The organism is Rhizobium sp. SU303 (genome assembly GCF_021052345.1).
GTDB lineage: Bacteria > Pseudomonadota > Alphaproteobacteria > Rhizobiales > Rhizobiaceae > Rhizobium > Rhizobium laguerreae.
The window spans coordinates 40,467-62,094 of sequence record NZ_CP088096.1; the positions used below are offsets into that span (position 1 = coordinate 40,467).

Annotated in this window: 23 protein-coding genes and 4 pseudogenes; 24 read left to right on the forward strand and 3 right to left on the reverse strand. The window is 60.9% G+C overall.

Features of this window, described 5'->3' with window-relative positions; translation table 11 throughout:
• The first annotated feature begins 86 nt into the window (after positions 1-86).
• From ehuR to doeB, 10 genes are all read left to right on the forward strand, one after another.
• Complete coding sequence (ehuR, locus tag RlegSU303_RS24755; protein ID WP_051077313.1) at positions 87-1,472, forward strand: MocR-like ectoine utilization transcription factor EhuR; 1,386 nt, start codon at positions 87-89, stop codon at positions 1,470-1,472.
• Between the two features lie 122 nt (positions 1,473-1,594).
• Positions 1,595-2,380, forward strand: coding sequence for an ectoine/hydroxyectoine ABC transporter ATP-binding protein EhuA (ehuA, locus tag RlegSU303_RS24760; RefSeq protein ID WP_017956589.1), 786 nt, complete (start codon positions 1,595-1,597; stop codon positions 2,378-2,380).
• A gap of 56 nt (positions 2,381-2,436) precedes the next feature.
• Positions 2,437-3,285 (forward strand): ectoine/hydroxyectoine ABC transporter substrate-binding protein EhuB, encoded by an 849-nt coding sequence (gene ehuB / locus RlegSU303_RS24765; RefSeq protein ID WP_017956588.1) that lies wholly within the window; start codon positions 2,437-2,439, stop codon positions 3,283-3,285.
• Positions 3,286-3,465: 180 nt separating this feature from the next.
• Complete coding sequence (gene ehuC / locus RlegSU303_RS24770) at positions 3,466-4,125, forward strand: ectoine/hydroxyectoine ABC transporter permease subunit EhuC (protein WP_003550191.1); 660 nt, start codon at positions 3,466-3,468, stop codon at positions 4,123-4,125.
• Positions 4,126-4,129: 4 nt separating this feature from the next.
• A complete protein-coding gene (gene ehuD, locus RlegSU303_RS24775) occupies positions 4,130-4,789 on the forward strand; it encodes an ectoine/hydroxyectoine ABC transporter permease subunit EhuD (RefSeq protein ID WP_017956587.1) in 660 nt (219 codons plus the stop codon).
• Between the two features lie 2 nt (positions 4,790-4,791).
• The gene (gene eutA, locus RlegSU303_RS24780; RefSeq protein ID WP_131627380.1) at positions 4,792-5,571 is read left to right on the forward strand and encodes an ectoine utilization protein EutA; all 780 of its coding nucleotides are present in this window, start codon (positions 4,792-4,794) and stop codon (positions 5,569-5,571) included.
• A gap of 4 nt (positions 5,572-5,575) precedes the next feature.
• Positions 5,576-6,577, forward strand: coding sequence for a hydroxyectoine utilization dehydratase EutB (eutB, locus tag RlegSU303_RS24785; RefSeq protein ID WP_017956585.1), 1,002 nt, complete (start codon positions 5,576-5,578; stop codon positions 6,575-6,577).
• Positions 6,574-7,566 (forward strand): ectoine utilization protein EutC, encoded by a 993-nt coding sequence (gene eutC, locus RlegSU303_RS24790; protein ID WP_131627378.1) that lies wholly within the window; start codon positions 6,574-6,576, stop codon positions 7,564-7,566. The genes eutB and eutC overlap by 4 nt, the downstream gene beginning before the upstream one ends.
• Before the next feature lie 32 nt (positions 7,567-7,598).
• Positions 7,599-8,780: an ectoine hydrolase DoeA gene (doeA, locus tag RlegSU303_RS24795; RefSeq protein WP_094088150.1), complete on the forward strand. Its 1,182-nt coding sequence runs from the start codon at positions 7,599-7,601 to the stop codon at positions 8,778-8,780.
• A gap of 7 nt (positions 8,781-8,787) precedes the next feature.
• Positions 8,788-9,804, forward strand: coding sequence for a N(2)-acetyl-L-2,4-diaminobutanoate deacetylase DoeB (gene doeB / locus RlegSU303_RS24800; protein ID WP_017956582.1), 1,017 nt, complete (start codon positions 8,788-8,790; stop codon positions 9,802-9,804).
• 150 nt (positions 9,805-9,954) lie between these two features.
• On the opposite strand, the gene RlegSU303_RS24805 is transcribed toward doeB, so the two are convergent.
• Positions 9,955-11,772, reverse strand: coding sequence for a methyl-accepting chemotaxis protein (locus tag RlegSU303_RS24805; protein ID WP_131627376.1), 1,818 nt, complete (start codon positions 11,770-11,772; stop codon positions 9,955-9,957).
• A gap of 200 nt (positions 11,773-11,972) precedes the next feature.
• Here RlegSU303_RS24805 and RlegSU303_RS24810 point away from each other — a divergent pair.
• The 8 genes and pseudogenes from RlegSU303_RS24810 to RlegSU303_RS24845 all read left to right on the forward strand — a co-directional run.
• A pseudogene (locus RlegSU303_RS24810) lies at positions 11,973-12,205 on the forward strand (plasmid stabilization protein); the annotation flags it as partial.
• A 363-nt stretch (positions 12,206-12,568) separates the two neighbouring features.
• Positions 12,569-13,216 carry a TetR/AcrR family transcriptional regulator gene (locus RlegSU303_RS24820; protein WP_131627374.1) on the forward strand — a complete coding sequence of 216 codons (648 nt, stop codon included), beginning with the start codon at positions 12,569-12,571 and terminating at the stop codon, positions 13,214-13,216.
• A gap of 5 nt (positions 13,217-13,221) precedes the next feature.
• A pseudogene (locus tag RlegSU303_RS34410) lies at positions 13,222-13,550 on the forward strand (DUF1217 domain-containing protein); the annotation flags it as partial.
• Positions 13,537-13,773 (forward strand): annotated as a pseudogene (locus RlegSU303_RS24825) (PAS domain S-box protein); the annotation flags it as partial. The pseudogenes RlegSU303_RS34410 and RlegSU303_RS24825, both read left to right, overlap by 14 nt.
• A gap of 142 nt (positions 13,774-13,915) precedes the next feature.
• Entirely contained in the window at positions 13,916-14,755 is an 840-nt protein-coding gene (locus RlegSU303_RS24830) for a transporter substrate-binding domain-containing protein (RefSeq protein ID WP_029871147.1), read from the forward strand.
• Positions 14,756-14,868: 113 nt separating this feature from the next.
• On the forward strand, positions 14,869-15,531 hold the full coding sequence (locus RlegSU303_RS24835; RefSeq protein WP_131627372.1) for an amino acid ABC transporter permease: 663 nt from the start codon (positions 14,869-14,871) through the stop codon (positions 15,529-15,531).
• Positions 15,532-15,535: 4 nt separating this feature from the next.
• Positions 15,536-16,195 (forward strand): amino acid ABC transporter permease, encoded by a 660-nt coding sequence (locus RlegSU303_RS24840; RefSeq protein WP_024319797.1) that lies wholly within the window; start codon positions 15,536-15,538, stop codon positions 16,193-16,195.
• A gap of 12 nt (positions 16,196-16,207) precedes the next feature.
• Positions 16,208-16,978, forward strand: coding sequence for an amino acid ABC transporter ATP-binding protein (locus tag RlegSU303_RS24845; protein WP_017956575.1), 771 nt, complete (start codon positions 16,208-16,210; stop codon positions 16,976-16,978).
• A gap of 40 nt (positions 16,979-17,018) precedes the next feature.
• Here RlegSU303_RS24845 and RlegSU303_RS24850 read toward each other — a convergent pair whose 3' ends face one another.
• The gene (locus RlegSU303_RS24850) at positions 17,019-17,447 is read right to left on the reverse strand and encodes a type II toxin-antitoxin system VapC family toxin (protein WP_131627370.1); all 429 of its coding nucleotides are present in this window, start codon (positions 17,445-17,447) and stop codon (positions 17,019-17,021) included.
• Positions 17,444-17,710 carry a type II toxin-antitoxin system Phd/YefM family antitoxin gene (locus RlegSU303_RS24855; protein WP_131627368.1) on the reverse strand — a complete coding sequence of 89 codons (267 nt, stop codon included), beginning with the start codon at positions 17,708-17,710 and terminating at the stop codon, positions 17,444-17,446. Before RlegSU303_RS24855 ends, RlegSU303_RS24850 begins: the two co-directional genes overlap by 4 nt.
• A 251-nt stretch (positions 17,711-17,961) precedes the next feature.
• Here RlegSU303_RS24855 and RlegSU303_RS34580 point away from each other — a divergent pair.
• The 6 genes and pseudogenes from RlegSU303_RS34580 to RlegSU303_RS24880 form a co-directional block, all read left to right on the forward strand.
• Positions 17,962-18,117: pseudogene (locus RlegSU303_RS34580) on the forward strand (GntR family transcriptional regulator); the annotation flags it as partial.
• A gap of 3 nt (positions 18,118-18,120) precedes the next feature.
• Positions 18,121-18,723 carry a GntR family transcriptional regulator gene (locus tag RlegSU303_RS24860; protein ID WP_374108227.1) on the forward strand — a complete coding sequence of 201 codons (603 nt, stop codon included), beginning with the start codon at positions 18,121-18,123 and terminating at the stop codon, positions 18,721-18,723.
• Positions 18,717-19,502: a transporter substrate-binding domain-containing protein gene (locus tag RlegSU303_RS24865; RefSeq protein ID WP_094088146.1), complete on the forward strand. Its 786-nt coding sequence runs from the start codon at positions 18,717-18,719 to the stop codon at positions 19,500-19,502. Before RlegSU303_RS24860 ends, RlegSU303_RS24865 begins: the two co-directional genes overlap by 7 nt.
• Positions 19,503-19,581: 79 nt before the next feature.
• On the forward strand, positions 19,582-20,253 hold the full coding sequence (locus tag RlegSU303_RS24870) for an amino acid ABC transporter permease (RefSeq protein ID WP_131627364.1): 672 nt from the start codon (positions 19,582-19,584) through the stop codon (positions 20,251-20,253).
• Positions 20,250-20,909, forward strand: a complete 660-nt coding sequence (locus RlegSU303_RS24875) for an amino acid ABC transporter permease (RefSeq protein ID WP_017956570.1) — start codon at positions 20,250-20,252, stop codon at positions 20,907-20,909. The genes RlegSU303_RS24870 and RlegSU303_RS24875 overlap by 4 nt, the downstream gene beginning before the upstream one ends.
• The gene (locus RlegSU303_RS24880) at positions 20,887-21,612 is read left to right on the forward strand and encodes an amino acid ABC transporter ATP-binding protein (RefSeq protein WP_017956569.1); all 726 of its coding nucleotides are present in this window, start codon (positions 20,887-20,889) and stop codon (positions 21,610-21,612) included. Before RlegSU303_RS24875 ends, RlegSU303_RS24880 begins: the two co-directional genes overlap by 23 nt.
• Positions 21,613-21,628: the final 16 nt, after the last annotated feature.

Below are 21,628 nucleotides of genomic sequence, written 5' to 3' on the forward strand. Positions count from 1 at the left end.
AAGAAATCATTTCAAACGCAGCGAAAAGACAATGGGAGCGCATTTTGGCATTGTCAATTGAACTGATTTTCAGCAGTGTTGAAATCATGACAAAGTGGCGCCCCGATCCCTCGCAACTTCGCCGGCCGGCCTATCTCTCGCTTGCCGAACAGATCGCAAGCGCGATCACGGACGGCAAGCTCTCCGACGGCACACAATTGCCGCCGCATCGCAAGCTGGCGGACGATCTGCATCTTTCCGTGCAGACGGTCAGCCGCGCCTATGACGAGCTGATCCGCCGGGGGCTGATAACAGGCGAGATCGGACGCGGCAGCTTCGTCCAGACCAGGCCGCGCGAGCCGGAACCGCCCTACCTGCCGGAACGGCTGGGCGAGGTGATCGACCTGTCGATCCTGAAGCCGGTCTGCGAGCAGATCCATTTGGAAAGGCTGCGGCAGGCCTTCGGCTGGCTTTCGGAAAACCTGCCTTCCAGCTCGGCGCTTTCGTTCAGGCCGAACATGGTATTTCCGCGCCACCGCGCGGTCGCCACGGAATGGCTGGCGCGCTGCGGGCTGGAGGTATCGCCGCTGAACATCAGCGTGACGAACGGTGCGACATCGGGCATGACGGTGGCGCTGATGAGCGTCGCCCCGCCCGGCTCGACGGTTGCGACCGAAGCGATCAGCCATCATACGCTGGTTCCGCTCTCCACCTATCTCGGTCTGCACCTCGAAGGGCTGGCGATCGACGAGGAGGGCATGATCCCCGAAGCGCTGGACGAAGCCTGCCGAAAGGGACCGATCCGGGCCATTTTTCTGCAGCCCTCGGTGATCAATCCGATGGCGGCGCTGATGAGCGCGGAGCGCAGGCAGGCGCTTGCCACCGTCGCTGCGAAACATGATATCGCGATCATCGAAAACGATATTCTCGGCCCGATGGTCGAGGGTCGTGCGCCGCCGATGGCCGCGTTTGCGCCGGAGCGGACACTCTACGTTACGAGCTTCACGAAAATTACTGTTCCCGGCCTGCGGATCGGTTATCTCACCGCGCCCGACCGCTATGTCGCCGCCGTCGCCAACCGGCATCTCGTCTCCAACTGGATGGCGACGCCTGCCATGGCCGAGATCGCCACCCGCTGGGTCAGCGACGGCACGGCGATGGAGCTGGTCAACTGGCAGCGCCGTGCCCTTTTGAGCCGGCACGCGATCGCGGCGGAGATGCTGGCCGGCCTGCCGTACCGGGCGCATCCGCAAAGCCTGCACGTCTGGCTGCCGCTCTCAGGCAATCATACGGAGGACGGCTTCGTATCGCAGGCAAGGCTGCGCGGCGTGGCGATCGCGCCTGGCAAATCGTTCCACACCGGCGATCAAGGCTGGACGCCAGCCGTGCGCATCTCGCTTGGCTCGACAACCGAAAGCGAGCTGCGGACGGGGCTCGGCATCGTCGCCTCATTGGCGCAAGGCAATCCGGAAGAGCTGCTGCTTGCGATCTGATGCCGCTGCCTTGTATTTGAGCGTGTGCAGAATAATTGTCATGATATTATTTTACGAATTGACATGATTTTGATGGGCCGTCATCGTTAGGACATTGCTTGTCTCAACAGGGAGAGACATGAATGCTTCCGCCCATCATCCGCATCGACAATATCGTCAAGAAATACGGCCCGCTGACCGTGCTCGACGGCCTGTCGATGAATGTCATGCCGGGCGAGAAGCTGGCGCTGATCGGGCCATCCGGCTCCGGCAAGACGACGATCCTGCGCATTCTGATGACTTTGGAGACGATCAGCGGCGGCCATATCGAGGTCGACGGCGAACAGCTCTACCACATGCCTGGTAGCAGTGGGCTGGTGCCGGCCGATGAACGGCATCTGCATCGCATGCGCGAAAAGATCGGCATGGTCTTTCAGCATTTCAATCTGTTCCCGCATAAATGCGTGCTCGACAACGTGACGCTGGCGCCGATGCTGACCAAGGGTATCAAGCGGCCCGTGGCTGAAAAGCGGGCGATGGAGCTTCTCGATATGGTCGGCCTGGCCGACAAGGCAAAGAGCGTTCCGGCGCAGCTTTCCGGCGGGCAGAAGCAGCGCGTCGCCATTGCCAGGGCGCTGGCGCTGTCGCCGAAGATCATGCTGTTCGACGAGGTGACCTCGGCGCTCGATCCGGAACTGGTCGAGGAGGTGCTGAACGTCATGCGGCGGCTCGCCTCCGAGACCGACATGACCATGCTTCTCGTCACGCATGAGATGGGCTTCGCCCATGATTTCGCCGACCGTGTGCTGTTTTTCGATCGCGGCAAGATCGTCGAGGAAGGCAAGCCAGGCGACATCTTTCGCAATCCGACGCAGGAGAGGACGCAGACTTTCCTGCGCAAGATCATTGCGGCGGGGCACCGCGTCTGACCTCAGACATTGCCCGCAAGAACAAAACTCAAGGAAAATCAGAGGAGTTGGGAACGATGAAAACAGGATATCTTTTGAGCGCCGCCAGCCTGTCGGTGCTTCTGGTCACGGCGGCTGCGCCTGCCTCCGCCGCCGATGACAAGCTCGAGCAGCTGAAGGAGCAAGGCTTTGCGCGTATCGCCATCGCCAACGAGCCGCCGTTCACCGCCGTCGGCGCCGATGGCAAGGTGTCCGGCGCCGCACCCGATGTGGCGCGCGCAATCTTCGAAAAGCTGGGCATCAAGGAAGTGGTCGCCTCGATCTCGGAATATGGCGCGATGATCCCCGGCCTGCAGGCCGGCCGCCACGACGCGATCACCGCAGGCCTCTTCATGAAGCCCGAGCGCTGCAACGCCGTCGCCTATTCCGAACCGATCCTTTGCGACGCCGAAGCTTTCGCTCTCAAGAAGGGCAATCCGCTGAAGCTGACGAGCTACAAGGACATCGCCGACAATCCGGACGCCAAGATCGGCGCGCCGGGCGGCGGCACCGAGGAGAAGCTGGCGCTTGAGGCCGGCGTGCCGCGTGATCGCGTCATCGTCGTTCCGGATGGCCAGAGCGGCATCAAGATGCTGCAGGACGGCCGTATCGACGTTTACTCGCTGCCGGTTCTGTCGATCCACGATCTGATGGCCAAGGCAAACGATCCGAACCTCGAAACCGTCGCTCCCGTGGTCAATGCGCCGGTCTATTGCGATGGCGCGGCCTTCCGCAAGCAGGATGTTGCCCTTCGCGACGCCTTCGATGTCGAGCTGAAGAAGCTGAAGGAATCCGGCGAATTCGCCAAGATCATCGAGCCCTACGGCTTCTCGGCCAAGGCGGCGATGTCGACGAGCCGCGAAAAGCTCTGCGCCGCGGCGAAGTAACAAAAGGTAAGCAGCCGGCCATGCCATGGGCATGGCCGGATCCCCCTCGAACGATCTCCTAAAGCGCGTCGCGATCTTTCAGATGCACTCCTCGCGCTTTAGGTCCTTGTTTTTACGCATGTCGTTATCGCAAAACCGCTGCACAGTTTTGCGCGACATGCTCTAGGAAGTGAGTTGCCGATGTCGGTATGGTCCGGCTATCTGACACTGATCCTTGAGGGCGCCTTGGTGACGCTCGAACTGACGATCATGGGGTCTGCGCTGGCGCTGGTGATGGCCTTCCTGGCGGGCCTTGGCCGCCTGTCGCGCTTCTTCGCCGTGCGCGCTCTGGCGACGGCCTATATCGAGTTCTTCCGCGGCACCTCGATCTTCGTCCAGCTCTTCTGGGTCTATTTCGTGCTGCCTTTTGCGGGCTTGACCCTGACGCCGCTACAGGCGGGCGTGCTGGCGCTCGGGCTGAATGTCGGCGCCTATGCGGCGGAAGTGGTGCGCGGCGCCGTCAAGGCTGTCGGGCGCGAACAGTCGGAAGCCTGCATCGCGCTCAACCTTTCGCGATATCAGCGCATGCGTCACGTCATCCTGCCGCAGGCGCTGCCGCTGATGCTGCCGACCTTCTGCAACAATGCGATCGAACTCCTGAAGGGCACGGCCGTCGTGTCGCTGATCTCGCTGACGGATATGACGTTCCAGGCCCAGGTGGTGCGGGCGCAGACCGGCAATACGCTGGTGCCCTTCGCGACGATCCTCATCCTCTATTTCCTCATGGCCTCGGCGATCTCCGCGACGATGCGCTGGCTGGAGCGGCGGATGGCGCGCAGCCTCGACGGCATAAGGACCTGATCAGATGGAATGGGATTGGGACTTCGTCTGGCAGATCATGCCGACCCTTCTCGAAGGGTTCAAGATCACTCTTCTCGCGACCATCCTCGGCGCTGCCGTCGCCATGATCGCCGGCCTGGGGCTCGCCATTGCACGGCGATCACCGGTCGCTGGCATTTCCAGGACGGTCGCCTTCGTCTCGGAATTCATCCGCGGCACGCCGCTGCTGGTGCAGCTCTACTTCATCTTCTACGTGCTGCCGGATATCGGCATCCGGCTGGCGCCGCTGGTCGCCGGCGTCATCGGCATGGGCATTCACTATGCGACCTATACCGCCGAGGTCTATCGCGCCGGCATCGAGAACGTGCCGCGCGGACAATGGGAGGCGGCCAAGGCCACCAATCTGTCGACGCGCCAGGCCTGGATCCACGTGATCCTGCCGCAGGCGATCCCGCCGATGATCCCGGCGCTCGCCAATTATTTCATCGCCATGTTCAAGGAGACGCCGCTGCTTTCGGCGATCACCGTGCTCGAACTCATGAATCAGGCAAAGAGCATCGCCAACAGCAACTACCGCTACATCGAGCCGATGACGCTGGTCGGCGTCTTCTTCCTCGTCATCAGCCTGATCTCGGTCGTGGGATTACGCTGGCTCGAGGAACGCTACGCCAGGATGGATGACTGACCATGACTGTAGAGATCGAGATCATCGCTGCCGGCCGGCCGCCGCGGCTGGAGGATCGGCCGCTGGAAAAGCGCATCGGCCTGGTCATCCTCGCGACCGACCACACGACGGAAGTCGACTTCCAGCGCATGGTCGCCAGTCATCGCCTCGGGGTCTATGTCAGTCGCATCCATTATGCCAATCCGGTCACGCCGGAAAACCTCTTGAGGATGCAGCCGTCGCTGACGGAAGGCGCGGCACTGATCCTGCCGGACGAGGCGCTCGATGCGATCGTCTATTCCTGCACCTCCGCCTCGGTGGTGATCGGCGACCGGAATATCGAGGCGGCGATCCATGCGGCCAAGCCCGGCGTTTCCGTCGTGACGCCGACGGCTGCCGCGGTGACTGGCCTGAAGGCGCTGGGCGCCAGACGGATTTCGGTGCTGACGCCCTATACGATCGAGACCAGCCGGCCGATGGCGGATTATTTCGCGGAGCTCGGCTTTGCGATCGACCGCTTCACCTGTCTCGGCCTGACCGATGATCGCGAGATGGCGCGGATCGCGCCGGACGAGATCCTTGCCTTCGCGCGCCAGGCGCTGGCACCGCAGTCGGACGCGCTGTTTATCTCCTGTACGGCGGTGCGGGCAGCAGAGGTCGCGGCTGGGATCGAGGCTGAAATCGGCAAGCCGGTGGTCACCAGCAATCTCGCGACCGCCTGGGCTTGCCTGCGGCTTTGCGGCGACGATCGGGCGCGGCCCGAACTCGGTCAATTGATGACCAAGCCCTACCGGGACGGCTGAGATCATGGTGAGCACCTTGCCCGTTTCGCTGGAGGATATCCGTGCGGCGGCGCGCCGGATTGCCGGCCGCGTGATCTGCACGCCGATGGTGCAGTCCCTTTCACTCGGCGAATTGGCCGGCGTACCTGTCCATCTCAAGCTCGAACATCATCAGACGACCGGCAGCTTCAAGCTGCGCGGCGCGACCAATGCGGTGCTGTCCTTGTCGCCGGCGGAGCGCTCGCGCGGCGTCGTCGCGGCCTCGACCGGAAATCACGGCCGGGCGCTTGCCTATGCGGCAAAGGCGGAAGGCGCTGTTGCGACCATCTGCATGTCGCGGCTGGTGCCGGAGAACAAGATTTTGGAAATCCGTCGCCTCGGTGCCGATGTCCGCATCGTCGGCGTATCACAGGACGAGGCGCAGCAGGAGGTCGATCGGCTGGTTCGCGAGGAGGGGTTGGTGATGGTCCCGCCCTTCGATGATCCTGATGTCGTGGCCGGGCAGGGAACACTGGGGCTCGAAATCATCGACACCCTGCCGGAGGCGGCAATCGTGCTGGTGCCGCTCTCGGGCGGTGGCCTTGCGGCCGGCGTTGCCGCTGCGGTCAAAGGCATCAGTCCGACGACCAAAGTGATCGGCCTGACGATGGAGAAGGGTGCCGCGATGAAGGCAAGCCTCGATGCTGGACGGCCGGTGCAGGTCGAGGAAGTGCCGAGCCTTGCCGACTCGCTCGGCGGCGGCATCGGCCTCGACAATCGCGTCACCTTTGCCATGTGCCGCGACCTTCTCGACGAGGTCATCCTGCTGACGGAGGCGGAAATCGCCGCCGGCATGCGCCATGCCTATGCGGCCGAACGCCAGGTGGTCGAAGGCGCTGGCGCGGTCGGCATCGCCGCACTGCTTGCCGGGAAAATCAGGGGCGACGGTCCCATCGTCGTGATCCTGTCCGGCGCGAATGTCGATATGGAGCAGCACCTACGGGTGATCAACGGCAAGACGGCAACGCGCGGGGAGGACCGATTATGAGCCGAATGATCATTCTGACGGAAGCGGAACTGAGGAAAGTCATCGCGCTTGATCGCGATGCGGTTGATTGCGTCGAGGCCGCTTTCGCAGCCCTTGCCACCAAGGCTATCGCAATGCCGCCGATCCTGCGGCTCGACATTCCGGAATATCGGGGCGAAGTCGATGTGAAGACGGCCTATGTGCCCGGCATCGAGGGCTTCGCAATCAAGATCAGCCCCGGTTTCTTCGACAATCCGAAGATTGGTCTGCCGAGCACCAACGGCATGATGGTGCTGCTGTCGAGCCGAACCGGACTGGTGCAGGCTCTGCTCTTGGACAATGGCTATCTCACCGACGTGCGCACCGCAGCAGCCGGCGCCGTCGCGGCGAAACATCTGTCGCGGGAAAATGCATCCGTGGCCGCGATCTTCGGCGCAGGCATGCAGGCGCGGCTGCAGCTCGAAGCACTGACGCTGGTCCGACCAATCCGCGAGGCGAGGATATGGGCGCGCGATGCTGCCAAGGCGCAAAGCGTGGCAGCCGAATTGGCGGCAAAGCTCGGGTTTCCCGTCGTCGCGACAGCGGACGCCAGACATGCGGTGACCGGCGCTGATCTCATCGTCACTACCACGCCGTCCGAAACGCCGATCATCGAGGCCGGGTGGCTGGAACCCGGACAGCATCTGACGGCCATGGGCTCGGATGCGGAGCACAAGAACGAGATCGATCCGGCCGCCATCGCGGGTGCCGGCCTCTACGTCGCCGACAGCTTGAAGCAGACGCGGCGCCTCGGCGAGTTGCATCACGCCATCGACGCCGGCCTGGTCGCGGCCGATGCGGTCTTTGCCGAGCTCGGCCAGATCGTCGCCGGCCGGACGCCGGGGCGGATACGCAGCGACCAGATCACCATTGCGGACCTGACCGGGACCGGCATCCAGGACACCGCCATCGCCACGCTCGCCTTTGCCCGCGCCGGTGCGGCGAATGCCGGGACCACATTCGAAAGCTGACCGGCGCGGCGCCGGAAGAGAAGGGAAGAAACATGACCCAGCCCAAACTCAAATTCTCGCTCGGCGAATATGCCGCGCGGCTGGAAAAGACACGGCGTGCCATGGAGACGAAGGGCGTAGACCTGCTTGTTATCAGCGACCCGTCGAACATGGCCTGGCTGACCGGCTATGACGGCTGGTCCTTCTACGTGCACCAGGCGGTGATCGTGCCGCCGCAGGGCGAGCCGATCTGGTTCGGCCGCGGTCAGGATGCCAATGGCGCCAAGTTCACCGCCTATCTGAAGCACGACAACATCGTCGGCTATCCCGATCACTACGTGCAGTCGACCGAGCGCCACCCGATGGATTACCTCTCGGGCATCCTGACCGAGCGCGGCTTCGGCAAGCTGACGATCGGCGTCGAAATGGACAATTACTGGTTTTCGGCGGCGGCCTATGCGGCGCTGCAGAAGCACCTGCCGAATGCGCGCTTCGTCGATGCAACCGCCCTCGTCAACTGGCAGCGAGCCGTCAAGAGCGAGACTGAGATCGGCTACATGCGCAATGCCGCCCGTATCGTCGAGGCGATGCACGCCCGCATCTTCGACAAGATCGAGGTCGGTATGCGCAAGTGCGATCTGGTCGCGGAAATCTATGATGCCGGAACTCGCGGCGTCGACGGCATTGGCGGCGATTATCCGGCGATCGTGCCGCTGCTGCCGTCCGGCGTCGAAGCATCCGCACCGCATCTGACCTGGGACGACCGGCCGATGAAGAGGGGCGAAGGCACATTCTTCGAGATCGCCGGCTGCTACAACCGCTATCACTTGCCATTGTCGCGCACCGTCTTCCTCGGCAAGCCGACACAGGCCTTTCTCGATGCCGAAAAGGCGACGCTGGAGGGCATGGAAGCCGGTCTTGCCGTCGCCAGACCCGGCAATACCTGCGAGGATATCGCCAACGCCTTCTTCGCGGTGCTGAAGAAATACGGCATTGTCAAGGACAACCGCACGGGTTACCCGATCGGCCTTTCCTATCCGCCGGACTGGGGCGAGCGCACCATGAGCCTGCGTCCCGGCGACCGGACGGAACTGAAGCCCGGCATGACCTTCCATTTCATGACCGGCCTCTGGCTCGAGGACATGGGTTTCGAGACGACCGAGAGCATCCTCATCACCGACAGTGGTGTCGAATGCTTCGCCGACGTGCCGCGCAGGCTGATGGTGAAGGATTGAGGCTGTCATGACAGAAATTGGCTTGCGGCCGTCGCCGATCAGCGCGACGGTCAATTTTGCCGCCGAGGGCGTCCAGCACGGTTTCCTGCGCCTGCCTTACAGCCGCGACGATTCCGCCTGGGGATCGGTGATGGTGCCGATAACGGTCATCCGGAACGGCAAGGGACCGACGGCGCTGCTGACCGGCGGCAATCACGGCGACGAATACGAGGGACCGATCGCGCTTTTCGATCTTGCCCGCTCGCTGAAGGCCGAAGACGTGAACGGCACTGTCATCATCGTGCCGGCCATGAATTATCCGGCATTCCTGGCGGGAACCAGAACCTCGCCAATCGACAGAGGCAATATGAACCGCAGCTTCCCGGGCCGGCCGGACGGCACGGTGACGGAGAAGATCGCCGACTATTTCGGCCGTGTGCTTCTGCCGATGGCGGATCTCGTCCTCGACTTCCATTCCGGCGGCAAGACGCTCGATTTTCTGCCGTTCTGCGCCGCCCACATCCTGCCGAACAAGCAACAGCAGGAAAAAGCCTTCGAATTCGTGACGGCGTTTGCCGCTCCCTATTCGATGAAGATGCTGGAGATCGATGCGGTCGGCATGTACGACACCGCGGCCGAGGAAATGGGCAAGATCTTCATCACCACGGAACTCGGCGGCGGCGGCACTGCCACGGCCAAAAGTGCTGCGATTGCCAAGCGCGGCACCATGAACGTGCTACGCCACGCAGGGATCGTCGCGGGCGCCGTCGATCCCGGCCCGACGACCTGGCTCGACATGCCGGACGGCCGCTGCTTCTCCTTCGCAGAGGAGGGTGGGTTGATCGAACCTGTTATCGATCTCGGTGAAGTCGTCACCGACAATGCCGTCATCGCTCGCATCTATCCGACCGGGCGGACCGGAGTGGCCCCCCGCGAGATCCGCGCCGGCATGAACGGCATTCTTTGTGCCCGGCATTTCCCGGGGCTGGTCAAGGCTGGTGACTGCGTTGCTGTCGTGGCGATCGTTACCGCTAGAACAGGATGATTTTAGGCCGGGTCGGCCTAAAATCTGAATCCTGTTCTAAATTAAATGGTTAGAGCATGATGTCGTCCGAAAACCGCGCACACTTTTCGGCATCATGCTCTAGGTGATCGGACAGGCGAGGCGGGGTCAGTTTCGACTGCTGATCACACCTCAAGCCGCTTTTTGCGGTCTTGAGGTGCTGGCTCCCGCGTCGATCTGAAAGCGGTTTACCACCCCTTCCAGCGTCTGCGTTTGGCTGCCGAGCGCCCGGCAGGCCGAGGCGGTTTCGACGGCCATGGCCGCGTTGCGTTGCGTCACCTGATCGAGGGCGTTGACGGAGGCGTTGATCTCGCCGATCGCCACCGCCTGCTCGGATGACACCGAAACGATACGGGCGATCAGGCCGGCAACCTGCTCGACCTGGCCTTCGATTTCCAGCAGCGCCTTGCCGGTGCGATTGACAAGCTGCACCCCGGTGGAGACCTGAGACGAGGAGGTGGAAATCAGTGCTCTGATCTCCTTGGCGGCGTTGGCCGAGCGCAAGGCGAGTTCGCGCACTTCCTGCGCCACGACGGCGAAACCCTTGCCTGCTTCGCCGGCACGGGCGGCTTCAACCCCGGCATTGAGCGCCAGAAGATTGGTCTGGAAGGCGATTTCATCGATGACATTGACGATATCGCCGATCTGGGAGGACGAGCCTTCGATCCTTTCCATGGCGGCGATGGCTTCGCGAACGACGGCGGCCGAATGTTCGGCGCTGGTGCGCGTCTCGGCCATCATGCCGGTTGCCTTGCCGGCATGAGCGGAGGCGTCCTTCGCCTTGGCATTCATCTCATCGAGCGCGGCTGTTGCCTCTTCGAGCATGGCGGCCTGCTGTTCCGTGCGTGAGGCAAGGCTGTCGGCTGCATCGGTGATGCCGGCCGAGGAACTGCCCACCTGCTTGGAGGTCTGGGCGATCTCGGCCATCGAAGCGCAAAGCGCGTCCATACTGTCGTTGAACTTCGCGCGCAAAGTCTCATAGGCGGCGGCGAACGGCGTCGTGATCCGGCAATCGAGATTGCCGGTCGACAGCTGTTCCAGGCCGTATGTCAACCGATCGATCACCGTTTCGCGGATCTGCTCCTCTGCGGCCCTTTCGGCCAGCTGGCTGCGTTCGCGCTCAAATTCCGCATCGCGCAGTGCGGTCTCGCGCTTCTGCGCGTCTTGCCGCTCAAGCGCGTTGTGGCGGAATACCGCCACGGCCTTGGACATGGCTCCGATCTCGTCGGACCGGTTGGCATAGGGAACTTCGGTCGAAAAGTCGCCTTCGGCAAGGTTGCCCATATAGGCCTTCATGCCATCGAGCGGCACGATTGCTCGGCGACGCAAGAGATAGAGCCCCACCAGCAACAGCCCGAACGAACCGAGACCCGCAGCACCCGCATAGATCGTCCAGGTGACGATCTCCGAGGCAGCATTGCGCTCCTCGCCCTTCAGGAAGGCGTCGGAATTGGCAACGAGTTTCTCGACTGCATCCTGGTGCGAATGGAAGGCGACGCGCAGCTGCTCGATCGCACCATGCGCCTTGTCTTCATCCTTGGCATTCAGGGCCGGGATGATCTCACGGTTCATCACCCCCCAGAATGTATCGCCCTTGCCGATGACATCGTTTTCAAGCTCGTCCTTCAAAGCTTGCGGCAGCCGGGTGGTTTTCCAATAGGCGCGGCGGTCGTCGTAAGCGGCCTTGAGATTTGCGATCTTGGCAAGATTGGTTTCTGTGAGTTCGGGAAATTTGCTTGCCTCGAAGGACAGCATGTAGGATTCGACCACAAACAGCGGCGGCGGCAGAATATCGGCAATCAAATCTTTGCCGTAGACGACCTGCTCATAAACCGGCCCGTTGACTTTCAGCCGTTCGAGCGCCGATTGCTGCAAACCGATCGACATGAAAAGGCCGGCTGAAACGGCGACACCAAACGCCACTAGACTACGAGCAATGGTAAGTGCCAAGACTGTCTCCAAATAACTTTTGGCCTCTCTGCTTCGAGATGCCTGATCTACGTATGGCATTATTTCGTAAGACCACTGAGATATGGTTAATTCTTTTAGACATCGGAACAAAATCAGGACCCTGAATACTTGTGGTATCAAGCCATCAGTTGCCATGTTGATGGCTGACTGATGCTATATACAGGTGAGAGGAGACCGACATGGCTGAACCTCAACTTTCCGTGCAGTGCGAAGGCACGCGATCTTGCGCATCGGCTTTGCCCGGCGCGAAAATCGCTCAATAGCTGACATCGTTGAGGGGGCTCTCGAATCGCATGAAATACGGGAAGCCGGCCGCGAGGCAGCCACGACCTTCTATGCTCGTCTTCTGCAGCAAAGCGGCACGGATATCGACCTTGAATCAGTTATCAAAGAGGACAGGCGGGCAAACAAGGCATCGAACTTTGATCTTTCTCGATACCAACGTCATATCGGATCGGCGCTGCTCGACGTGTCTCCGTCGAGCTGCCCGCTTTTGGTTGCTTTTGCCGACGAAACCGTATTAGAGGATAAGATGTTCTGGGACGCGGATGTCGGGCGCTTGCTATAGAAATAGGAAGAGACTGATGTTGCAGCAGAAATGGTCGTCATAAGCGCTCCATCGCTAGGGAGGTGGGGACGCAACGCGCATTGCAGAACTGATTAGTTCTTTAAATCGAAATCACTAATGCCACAACCGAGAACACTATCCCTCAGAAATCGTAGTCTACGTTCTCAGGTCGTCGCTACGCGTTTCGGCAGAGTGGTCTAGACCATCATGGATATTGTCGACGAGACTGCGGCTGAGCCGCGCAAGCGGGGCCGGCCGAAAGTTTCCAGCGACGAGGACAAGCGGGCGCATATCGTTGAAGTCGCCGGCCGCGTTTTCGTCAAATACGGTTATGCCGGAAGCACGACCGCGATCGTCGCCTCCGAGGCGGGCGTTTCGAAGCAGACGCTCTATAAGCTGTTTCAGAGCAAGGAAGAGTTGTTTGCTGCCGTGGTCGGCGCGCATCGACGCCTGATGCTCGATCTGCCCAGGCCTGCTGAAGATATCTCGATCGCCGCGAGCCTCGAACGTATCTTCATGATCGATATGGATGAGGACAAGGATGCCGATCGCACCGGCTTCCTGCAGCTCGTCTTTCGCGAAGCGGCGCAATTTCCGGAACTTGTCGATATCCTGCAGCGCGAAGGCATGCTTGCCAGCCACCAGAATCTCGCCGACTGGTTGAGCGAACGCCGGTCGGAAGGCAGATTGACGCTGGACGATACGGCGAGCGGAGCCCGGATGCTGATGGATATGATCCTCGGCGGCATGGGTCCGCCGGAAGGGCGCGCGCGGGCCCGGCCCGATCGGGCTCAACTGTTTGCCCATCTTCGCCGCTGCATTGCCATCTTTGCCGCAGGCGTCGGCGCCGCCTAAAGCGCATTCGAAAAATCCTGGAAAGCGATGCTCGGACTCGAAGCAATTACAACAGCCTCGATGATGACCGGTTAGTCGCCGAAGCCATCAACTTCGACAGCAATGGTGACGTGACCGTTTCTCCGACGACTATGCAACCTACTGCAAGCAGGACAAGATCCGATATCTCGAAGGCGACGAGTTGACGGAAGCGACCGACGCGGCGGACGAAGAAATTTGCCTATTTTCGCGACCGGATGGCGACGACCACGGCCAGCGAATTCCTGGCCGACGATCGTCTGGTTCCTTCGTGCTCGAGGCGAAGGGGCTCGATCCCAACGATGTCACGTCGGACGCGCGCGTCGCGCGTGAGTATTCTTGATCGTGGTGCAGATGCTGTCGAGGTTCTTGCGGCTCTGTCGAATTCGCAAGCCATGATCGAGTTTGATTTATCGGGCGATATCCTCACCGCAAACGAAAGCTTCTGCAGGGCGCTTGGTTACGAGTTGAGGGAGATCGTCGGAAAACATCACAGCATGTTTGTCGAACCTGCCTATACATCCTGCACTGCCGAAAAAATCGCCACGCGCGCCGCTGCGCGCTTTTTCAGCATGACCCATTGACAATTCATCCTTGATGGCACTTCATAACATTGTTCCAGTAAAACAGATATGCGTCCATTATACTGGAACAATAGGAACCATCCATAAGGGGAACGCCATGACCATTTCCTTTCGCACCGGCGTGATGTCGCTGGCCGTCGCCGCTCTGTTGTCCACGCCTGCTCTGGCCGAAGGCAGCAAGCTCGATGAAGTGCTGGCCCGCGGCCATCTCGTCCTCGGCACGGGCAGCACCAATGCGCCTTGGCACTTCAAGAGCGCCGACGACAAGCTTCAGGGATTCGACGTCGACATGGGCCACATCATCGCCAAGGCGCTCTTCGGTGATCCCGAAAAGATCGAGTATGTGAACCAGTCCTCCGACGCCCGCATCCCGAACATCACCACCGACAAAGTCGACATCACCTGCCAGTTCATGACTGTTACCGGCGAGCGCGCCCAGCAGGTTGCCTTCACCATTCCTTATTATCGCGAGGGTGTCGGCTTGATGCTCAAGGCGGATGGCAAATATGGCGACTACGCCGCCCTCAAGGCGGCAGGCTCCTCCGTCACCATCTCGGTTCTCCAGAACGTCTACGCCGAGGCGATGGTGCATGCGGCCTTGCCGGAGGCGACCGTCGACCAGTACGATTCCGTCGACCTGATCTATCAGGCACTGGAATCGGGACGTGCCGATGCAGTCGCCACGGACCAGTCGTCGCTCGCCTGGTACATGACCCAGAATCCGGGCCGCTATAAAGATGCTGGCTACGGCTGGAACCCGCAGACCTACGCCTGCGCCGTCAAGCGCGGCGATCAGGATTGGCTGAACTTCGTCAACACCGCCCTGCACGAAGCCATGACCGGCGTTGAATTCGACTTTTACGCCAAGTCCTTCAAGACCTGGTTCGGCAAAGATCTGACGCCGCCGCAGATCGGCTTCCCGGTCGAGTTCAAGTAACAGCCATGCGGAGCGGGGCATGTTTCCCGCTCTGCACTTAAAGAGTGAGAGCATGACGCCGAAAACCGCTCGCACTTTTCGGTATCATGCTCTGGTCTGAAAGGGCGTCCCGTATGGGTTACACGTTGAATTTCGCTGCCGTCTGGCGCAATTTCGATTTTCTTTTGAGCGGGCTCGCGCTCAGCCTCGGCCTTGCCGTGATCTCGATCCTGATCGGGGCCGCGATCGGTCTTGTGGTGGCCTTCGCGCTGACGTCCAAAAGCCGCTTTGCGGTCGTGCCGGCGCGGGTCTATGTCACTGTCATTCGCAACCTGCCGATTCTCGTCCTGGTGCTTTTCGTCTTTTTCGCGCTGCCGCAGATGGGCTTTCGCCTCGACAAGATAAAAAGCTTCGTCCTGGTTCTGTCGCTTTATTCCGGCGCCTATCTGGCCGAGGTGTTCCGTGCCGGGCTGCTGTCTATTCCGAGAGGGTTGACGGAAGCGGGGCTTGCCATCGGCCTGACGGGGATGCAGATCCGCAGCTCCATCATCGCTCCGCTGATGCTGCGCAACGTGCTGCCATCGTTGTCCTCGACGATCATCTCTCTCTTCAAGGACACCTCGCTTGCCGCCGCCATCGCCGTGCCGGAACTGACCTTTGCCGCCCGCAAGATCAATGTCGAGAGCTTCCGCGTCATAGAGACCTGGATGGTCACATCCGCGCTCTATGTCGCGACCTGTTTCCTCATCGCCGCCGTGATGCGCTTCATCGAGCGCCGTCTGGCCCTGCAGAGATAAGCCGATGTCCCACACCTTTCTCGAACAACTCTGGATCGCCCGATACGTCATCATGAACGGCATCGGCGTGACCGTGTCGATCTCCCTCCTGGCCATCCTCGCGGGCTCCGTACTCGGCGTGTTCGTCGGCTTGGCGCTCGTCTATGGCGGCGTTGTTTTGCGTCTGGCCGTGCGCGCCTATACGGATATCATCCGTGGCACGCCGGTGCTCGTGCTGGTGCTGGCGAGCTACTATGTCTCCGCTGCCGTCGGCCTCGATCTCGGGCCGTTCTCTGCCGGTGTGCTCGCCCTTGCCATCTTCTGCTCCTCCCATGTCGGCGAAATCGTGCGTGGGGCGCTTCAGGCGATCCCGAAGGGGCAGACCGAAGCAGCCAAGGCGATCGGCCTGACCTTTACCCAGACCTTCACCTCGGTGCTGTGGCCGCAGGCCATGCGCCAGTGCCTGCCGGCCTGGGTGAATACGGCGGCCGAGATGGTGAAGGCCTCGACGCTGCTCTCCGTCATCGGCGTCGCCGAGCTTCTCCTGCGCACGCAGGAGATCATCTCCCGCAATTTCATGAGCCTCCAGTTCTATTTCCTGGCCGGTGGTCTCTATTTCATCATCAACTACGGCATCGAGCACTTCGGCAAATATGTCGAGCGCAAGACCGCCCTGCCGTCCTGAGGAGTTCCCCCGATGGCCAAGACCATTCTCGACATCCAGGGTCTGCGCAAGACTTACGGCATCCACGAAGTCCTCAAGGGCGTCGATTGCGCCGTTGAGGAGGGCGAAGTCATTTCCATCATCGGCTCGTCCGGCTCCGGAAAGACCACCTTGCTGCGTTGCATCAACATGCTCGAAGAATTCCAGGGCGGCACGATCAGCCTCGACGGCGAGGAGATCGGATACCGCGCCGAAGGCGCGACGCGGCGCCGCAAGAGCGAGAAAGAGATTGCACGCCAACGCGCGTTGACCGGCATGGCGTTTCAGCAGTTCAATCTTTTTCCGCATATGAGTGCCGCTGAAAACGTCATGCTCGGCCTCGTCAAGGTGAAAAAAATGACCAAGCCGGATGCCCGCGCCATCGCGGAAAAATGGCTCGATCGTGTCGGCCTTTCCGCCCGCTCGAACCATTATCCCGGACAGCTTTCCGGCGGCCAGCAGCAGCGCGTCGCGATCGCTCGCGCCATCGCCATGTCGCCGAGGCTGATGCTGTTCGACGAAGTGACCTCCGCGCTTGACCCGGAACTGGTGGGCGAAGTGCTCCAGGTCATCAAGGGGCTTGCCGCCGACGGCATGACCATGCTGCTCGTCACGCACGAGATGCGCTTTGCCTACGACGTTTCGTCACGCGTCATCTTCATGAACCAGGGCGTCATCTGCGAGGAAGGCGATCCGAAGGACATGTTCGTGCATCCGAAGACCGAACGGCTCGCGGAATTCCTCAAAACCTCGAGTTTCAACTAGACGAAAAGAAAGATCCCGTGACGGTCCGCTCTGCGGATCGTCATGGGCGCTCTATCCAAGGATCGACAAGCTCGATCCCAAAACCTTCGAAATCCTTTATATTACGGGTGGCGAGAGTGAGATCGTGAGCAATCGCGGTGGCGGCAATCAAGCCGTCCATTGACGACAAGCCGCGTCCGCTTCGCTTTGCGAGCCCCATCAGGTCGCCCCAGACTATCGCAACCGGCTGGTCGACAGGGGTGACGCGCTGCTCGAAGCGCTGCGGCAGGTCCTGTGCAAGCCATTCAGCCAGCGCGTCGCGCTTCCGGCCGCTTTCCATCAATGCAACACCACGCCGGATCTCCGCGATCGATACGGTGCTGATGAATGAGCGATCCTCGTCGAGACTGTCCAGCCATTGCAGGACACGTGCATCGGGACGCGGCCTTGTCACCTCGGAAAGCACATTGGTGTCCAGCAGAAGTCTCACAGCTGGAGATCACGCGGTTCGTCGCGCTGTCGTCCGAGGTCCAGATCGGCGCCACTCAGCGGCGATTGCATCAGAAACTCTGCAAGGGTGCCCTTGCGCGCGGTCTTCCGCTGCCATTCTTCGGCCGAAACGACGACGACGCTTGGTTTACCATTGCGCATGATCGTTTGCGGCGTTGCTTGCGCGCGTTCGATAACCTCAGACAGCTTGGCCTTCGCACTGGCGACGGTCCAATTTTTATCCTCTGGTCGTGATGGCTGCATTCGCTATATCCTGACTATAGTGACTATCATGACTATATAAGCCGAAGCGGTCCAGCCGCAAGCAACTTTTCGATAGGGGCTTTGCCGGCTTTGGGCGGCCGACGCTGAGGAGTTGGCAAGGAGTTGCAGACACTCGCTCAATTTGCGCTCAGTCTGCATTCCCAGCGTGCAAATTCCTGGGGGAGGGATCCGAGACGTCTTGGAAATCCTGAACGCAGGATTTTGGCACGAGCTTTGCTTTCCTGTCTTGTATGCAAGATAGCCACACATCTGAGAGCACGCAGAAGACCATCGAGGAGACGATCGTCTCCGGGATTCTTTCAGCCAGGATTCGGCCCGGTACGCGTCTCAGCGAAAACCAGCTGGCGGCGCTCTTCAGCGTGTCTCGAACCCGCGTTCGGGAAGCTATGATGCGCCTGGAAACACGCGGTATCGTGCATGTCAGTCCGAGACGGGGCTGGTTTGTCGTCGAGCCGTCCGCTGAAGAGGCGATCGCGGTCTATGAGGCGCGGCGCGTCATCGAGGCCGGATTGCTGCGCAGCATGCGTGTATTGACAGACGAGGGACGGGAAGCGCTCGACGCGCATTTGAACGAGGAAAAAAGCGCAATGGCTGCGGGCGACCGCCAGCGCCTGACCTATTTGATGGGCGATTTCCACATCCGCATCGCAGAATTGAGCGGTAACGCCATCATCGTCGATATCCTCCGCGATCTCACCGCGAGGACGATCCTCATTTCGATGCTCTATCAGTCTGAATTTCATGCAGCCCAGTCTCACGACGGGCATTGCCGCATCTTCGAGGCCATGCAAGCGGGCGATTTCGCCAGAGCTGCCGAGCTCTCTATCGAACATCTGGACGAAGTGGAAATGGGCCTCGACCTCACCACCCGCCCCGATCCGCTCTCGGAACTGCGCAGTTCCCTGTCACTTCCTCCCAAGACCGTGCCCTCGGTCTCCCAACTGTCAGACCCAAAAAACCACAACTTCAAAGGAGCAATTAAACCATGCTGACAAGACGAGTCTTCTTCGCAATCGCGACCCTGGCTGCAACCTTCGGCTTCGGCTCGGCGTCCTACGCCGATGCTCTCGCCGACATCACCGCGCGCGGGACGCTGCGTGTCGCGGTCCCGCAGGATTTCCCGCCCTTCGGCAGCGTCGGTACCGATATGGCGCCGATGGGCTATGATATCGACGTGGCCAATCTCATTGCCGAAAAGCTGGGCGTCAAGACCGAACTCGTGCCGGTCACCAGCGCCAACCGCGTCCCCTATCTGCAGACGAACAAGGTCGATCTGGTGATATCAAGCCTCGGCAAGAATGCGGAGCGCGAAAAAGTGATCGATTTCACCACGGCCTACGCACCCTTCTTCAACGGCGTGTTCGCACCGGCCGATCTTTCGATCGCCAAGGTGGAAGATCTCGCCGGCAAGAGCATCGGCGTCACGCGCGGCGCCGTGGAGGATCTCGAGCTGACGAAGATCGCGCCGGCCAACGCGACGATCAAGCGCTACGAGGACAATAATGGCACTATCTCGGCCTTTCTGTCCGGCCAGGTCGACACCATCGCCACCGGCAACGTCGTGGCCGCTGCGATCCTCGCCAAAAATCCCCCCAAGCGCCCTGAGATGAAGTTCCTCATCAAGAACTCGCCCTGCTACATCGGCCTCAACAAGGAACAGGCAGCCCTTCTGGAGAAGGTGAACGGCATTGTCGCCGCCGCAAAAACCGATGGCGCGCTGAACGCCATATCGCAGAAGTGGCTCGGCGCCGATCTTCCCTCGGATCTCTAGGACCCGGTCTTACGGACGTCATCCCGCGTCCGCACGCGGGATGACGTGATGCTCCGTTACCGCAAGAGGGGACAGTTCCTTGAGTTATCATTTCGAATTCGGCTGGCTGCTTGAATATTATCCTGAGATCATCAAGGGCATACTGATCACGCTGGAGCTTATCGCGATCGGCGGCGTGCTCGGCATTTCGCTCGGGATCTTCTGTGCCTGGGTGCGGGCACTCGGCCCGGTCTGGCTGAAGCCTGTCGTTGCGACCTATGTCGAGCTAATCCGCAATACGCCGTTCCTGATCCAGCTCTTTTTCATCTTCTTCGGTCTACCGTCGCTCGGCCTGCAGCTTCCCGAACTGACGGCTGCCAACCTCGCGATGGTCGTCAACCTCGGCGCCTATAGCTGCGAAATTATCCGCGCGGGCATCCAGGCAACCCCGAAGGGCCAGTTCGAGGCAGGCGAGAGCCTCGCCATGACGCGCTTCGAAACCTTCCGGCATGTCGTTCTCGTACCGTCCCTGCAGCGCATCTGGCCGGCGCTGTCGTCGCAAGTCGTCATCGTCATGCTCGGCTCATCGGTGGTGTCGCAGATCGCCGCTGAGGATCTGACCTTTGCCGCGAACTTCATACAATCGCGAACCTTCCGCGCCTTCGAAGCCTACATCGTCTCGACAGCCATCTACCTTGTGCTGGCCATTCTGCTTCGGCAGCTGCTGGGGGTGGTCGGCGGGTTGATTTTCCCGAGGAGAGCAGCACGATGATCGAGTTCACACTCTGGGACATCCTGCGCAACCTGCTGCTCGCCACCCGCTGGACGATCCTGCTTTCGCTCGTTTCGTTCATCGGCGGCGGCGCGGTCGGACTGGGGCTGCTGTTCCTGCGCATCAGCAAGCGCAAGGCATTCAAGGCACTCGCGAAATATTACATCGAGCTCTTCCAGGGCACGCCGCTGCTGATGCAGCTCTTCATCGCATTTTTCGGTCTCGGCCTCTTCGGGATAGACGTGCCGGCCTGGCTTGCTGCGGGATTGGCGCTCACCCTGTGGAGTGCCGCGTTTCTCGCCGAAATCTGGCGAGGCTGCGTCGAGGCGGTCGCGCGGGGTCAATGGGAAGCCTCTGCCAGCCTCGGCATGGGCCGGCTGCAGCAGATGCGTTATGTCATCTTGCCCCAGGCGCTGAGGGTCGCCATACCGCCGACGGTCGGTTTCTCCGTGCAAATCGTCAAGGGAACGGCGCTGACCTCGATCATCGGTTTCGTCGAATTGTCGAAAGCCGGCACGGTCGTCACCAATGCCACTTTCCAGCCCTTCACCGTCTACGGGCTCGTCGCTCTCATCTACTTCGCCCTTTGCTGGCCTTTGTCGAAAAGCAGCCAGATCCTGGAAAGGAAGCTCAATGTCGCTCATCGAAATCACTGAAGTCCGCAAGAGCTTTGGCACCACCGAGGTGCTGAAAGGCATCAATCTCGATGTGGAGGCCGGCGAAGTCATCGCCATTATCGGCAAGAGCGGTTCGGGCAAATCGACCCTGCTTCGCTGCATCAACGGCCTGGAGACCATCACCGACGGCTCCATCTCCGTGGCCGGCGCGCAGCTCCTCGATGACGAAGTCCATCTGAAGGCACTGCGCCTCAAGGTCGGCATGATCTTTCAGCAGTTCAACCTCTTCCCGCACCTGACCGTCGGCGGCAACGTCATGCTGTCGCAGACCGTGGTCAAGAAGACCCCGAAGGCCGAGGCCGAGGCCACGGCCCGCAAGATGCTGGAGCGGGTGGGGCTAAGCCACAGGTTCGACGCCTATCCGGACGAGCTCTCGGGCGGCCAGCAGCAGCGCGTCGCCATAGCCCGCGCGCTGGCCATGCAGCCGACAGCACTTCTCTGCGACGAGATCACCTCCGCACTCGATCCGGAACTGGTCGCCGAAGTTCTGGCCGTCGTGCGCGAACTCGCCGCCGAGGGAATGACCCTCCTGATGGTGACGCACGAGATGAAGTTCGCCCGCGACGTCTGCAACCGCGTCGTCTTCATGCACCAGGGCCGAGTCCACGAAGCAGGCCCGCCGGAGGAAGTCTTTGCCAATCCGCAGACTGCGGAACTGAAGCAATTTCTCGGTGTCAATTAGGAGACAGTGAGAATAG

What these genes read in the sequence shown, in the direction of transcription:
- ehuR (WP_051077313.1), top strand. Translation starts at nt 87, where the DNA reads ATGACAAAGTGGCGCCCCGATCCCTCGCAACTTCGCCGGCCGGCCTAT.
- ehuA (WP_017956589.1), top strand. Translation starts at nt 1,595, where the DNA reads ATGCTTCCGCCCATCATCCGCATCGACAATATCGTCAAGAAATACGGC.
- ehuB (WP_017956588.1), top strand. Translation starts at nt 2,437, where the DNA reads ATGAAAACAGGATATCTTTTGAGCGCCGCCAGCCTGTCGGTGCTTCTG.
- ehuC (WP_003550191.1), top strand. Translation starts at nt 3,466, where the DNA reads ATGTCGGTATGGTCCGGCTATCTGACACTGATCCTTGAGGGCGCCTTG.
- ehuD (WP_017956587.1), top strand. Translation starts at nt 4,130, where the DNA reads ATGGAATGGGATTGGGACTTCGTCTGGCAGATCATGCCGACCCTTCTC.
- eutA (WP_131627380.1), top strand. Translation starts at nt 4,792, where the DNA reads ATGACTGTAGAGATCGAGATCATCGCTGCCGGCCGGCCGCCGCGGCTG.
- eutB (WP_017956585.1), top strand. Translation starts at nt 5,576, where the DNA reads ATGGTGAGCACCTTGCCCGTTTCGCTGGAGGATATCCGTGCGGCGGCG.
- eutC (WP_131627378.1), top strand. Translation starts at nt 6,574, where the DNA reads ATGAGCCGAATGATCATTCTGACGGAAGCGGAACTGAGGAAAGTCATC.
- doeA (WP_094088150.1), top strand. Translation starts at nt 7,599, where the DNA reads ATGACCCAGCCCAAACTCAAATTCTCGCTCGGCGAATATGCCGCGCGG.
- doeB (WP_017956582.1), top strand. Translation starts at nt 8,788, where the DNA reads ATGACAGAAATTGGCTTGCGGCCGTCGCCGATCAGCGCGACGGTCAAT.
- RlegSU303_RS24820 (WP_131627374.1), top strand. Translation starts at nt 12,569, where the DNA reads ATGGATATTGTCGACGAGACTGCGGCTGAGCCGCGCAAGCGGGGCCGG.
- RlegSU303_RS24830 (WP_029871147.1), top strand. Translation starts at nt 13,916, where the DNA reads ATGACCATTTCCTTTCGCACCGGCGTGATGTCGCTGGCCGTCGCCGCT.
- RlegSU303_RS24835 (WP_131627372.1), top strand. Translation starts at nt 14,869, where the DNA reads ATGGGTTACACGTTGAATTTCGCTGCCGTCTGGCGCAATTTCGATTTT.
- RlegSU303_RS24840 (WP_024319797.1), top strand. Translation starts at nt 15,536, where the DNA reads ATGTCCCACACCTTTCTCGAACAACTCTGGATCGCCCGATACGTCATC.
- RlegSU303_RS24845 (WP_017956575.1), top strand. Translation starts at nt 16,208, where the DNA reads ATGGCCAAGACCATTCTCGACATCCAGGGTCTGCGCAAGACTTACGGC.
- RlegSU303_RS24855 (WP_131627368.1), bottom strand. Translation starts at nt 17,710, where the DNA reads ATGCAGCCATCACGACCAGAGGATAAAAATTGGACCGTCGCCAGTGCG.
- RlegSU303_RS24860 (WP_374108227.1), top strand. Translation starts at nt 18,121, where the DNA reads ATGCGCCTGGAAACACGCGGTATCGTGCATGTCAGTCCGAGACGGGGC.
- RlegSU303_RS24865 (WP_094088146.1), top strand. Translation starts at nt 18,717, where the DNA reads ATGCTGACAAGACGAGTCTTCTTCGCAATCGCGACCCTGGCTGCAACC.
- RlegSU303_RS24875 (WP_017956570.1), top strand. Translation starts at nt 20,250, where the DNA reads ATGATCGAGTTCACACTCTGGGACATCCTGCGCAACCTGCTGCTCGCC.
- RlegSU303_RS24880 (WP_017956569.1), top strand. Translation starts at nt 20,887, where the DNA reads ATGTCGCTCATCGAAATCACTGAAGTCCGCAAGAGCTTTGGCACCACC.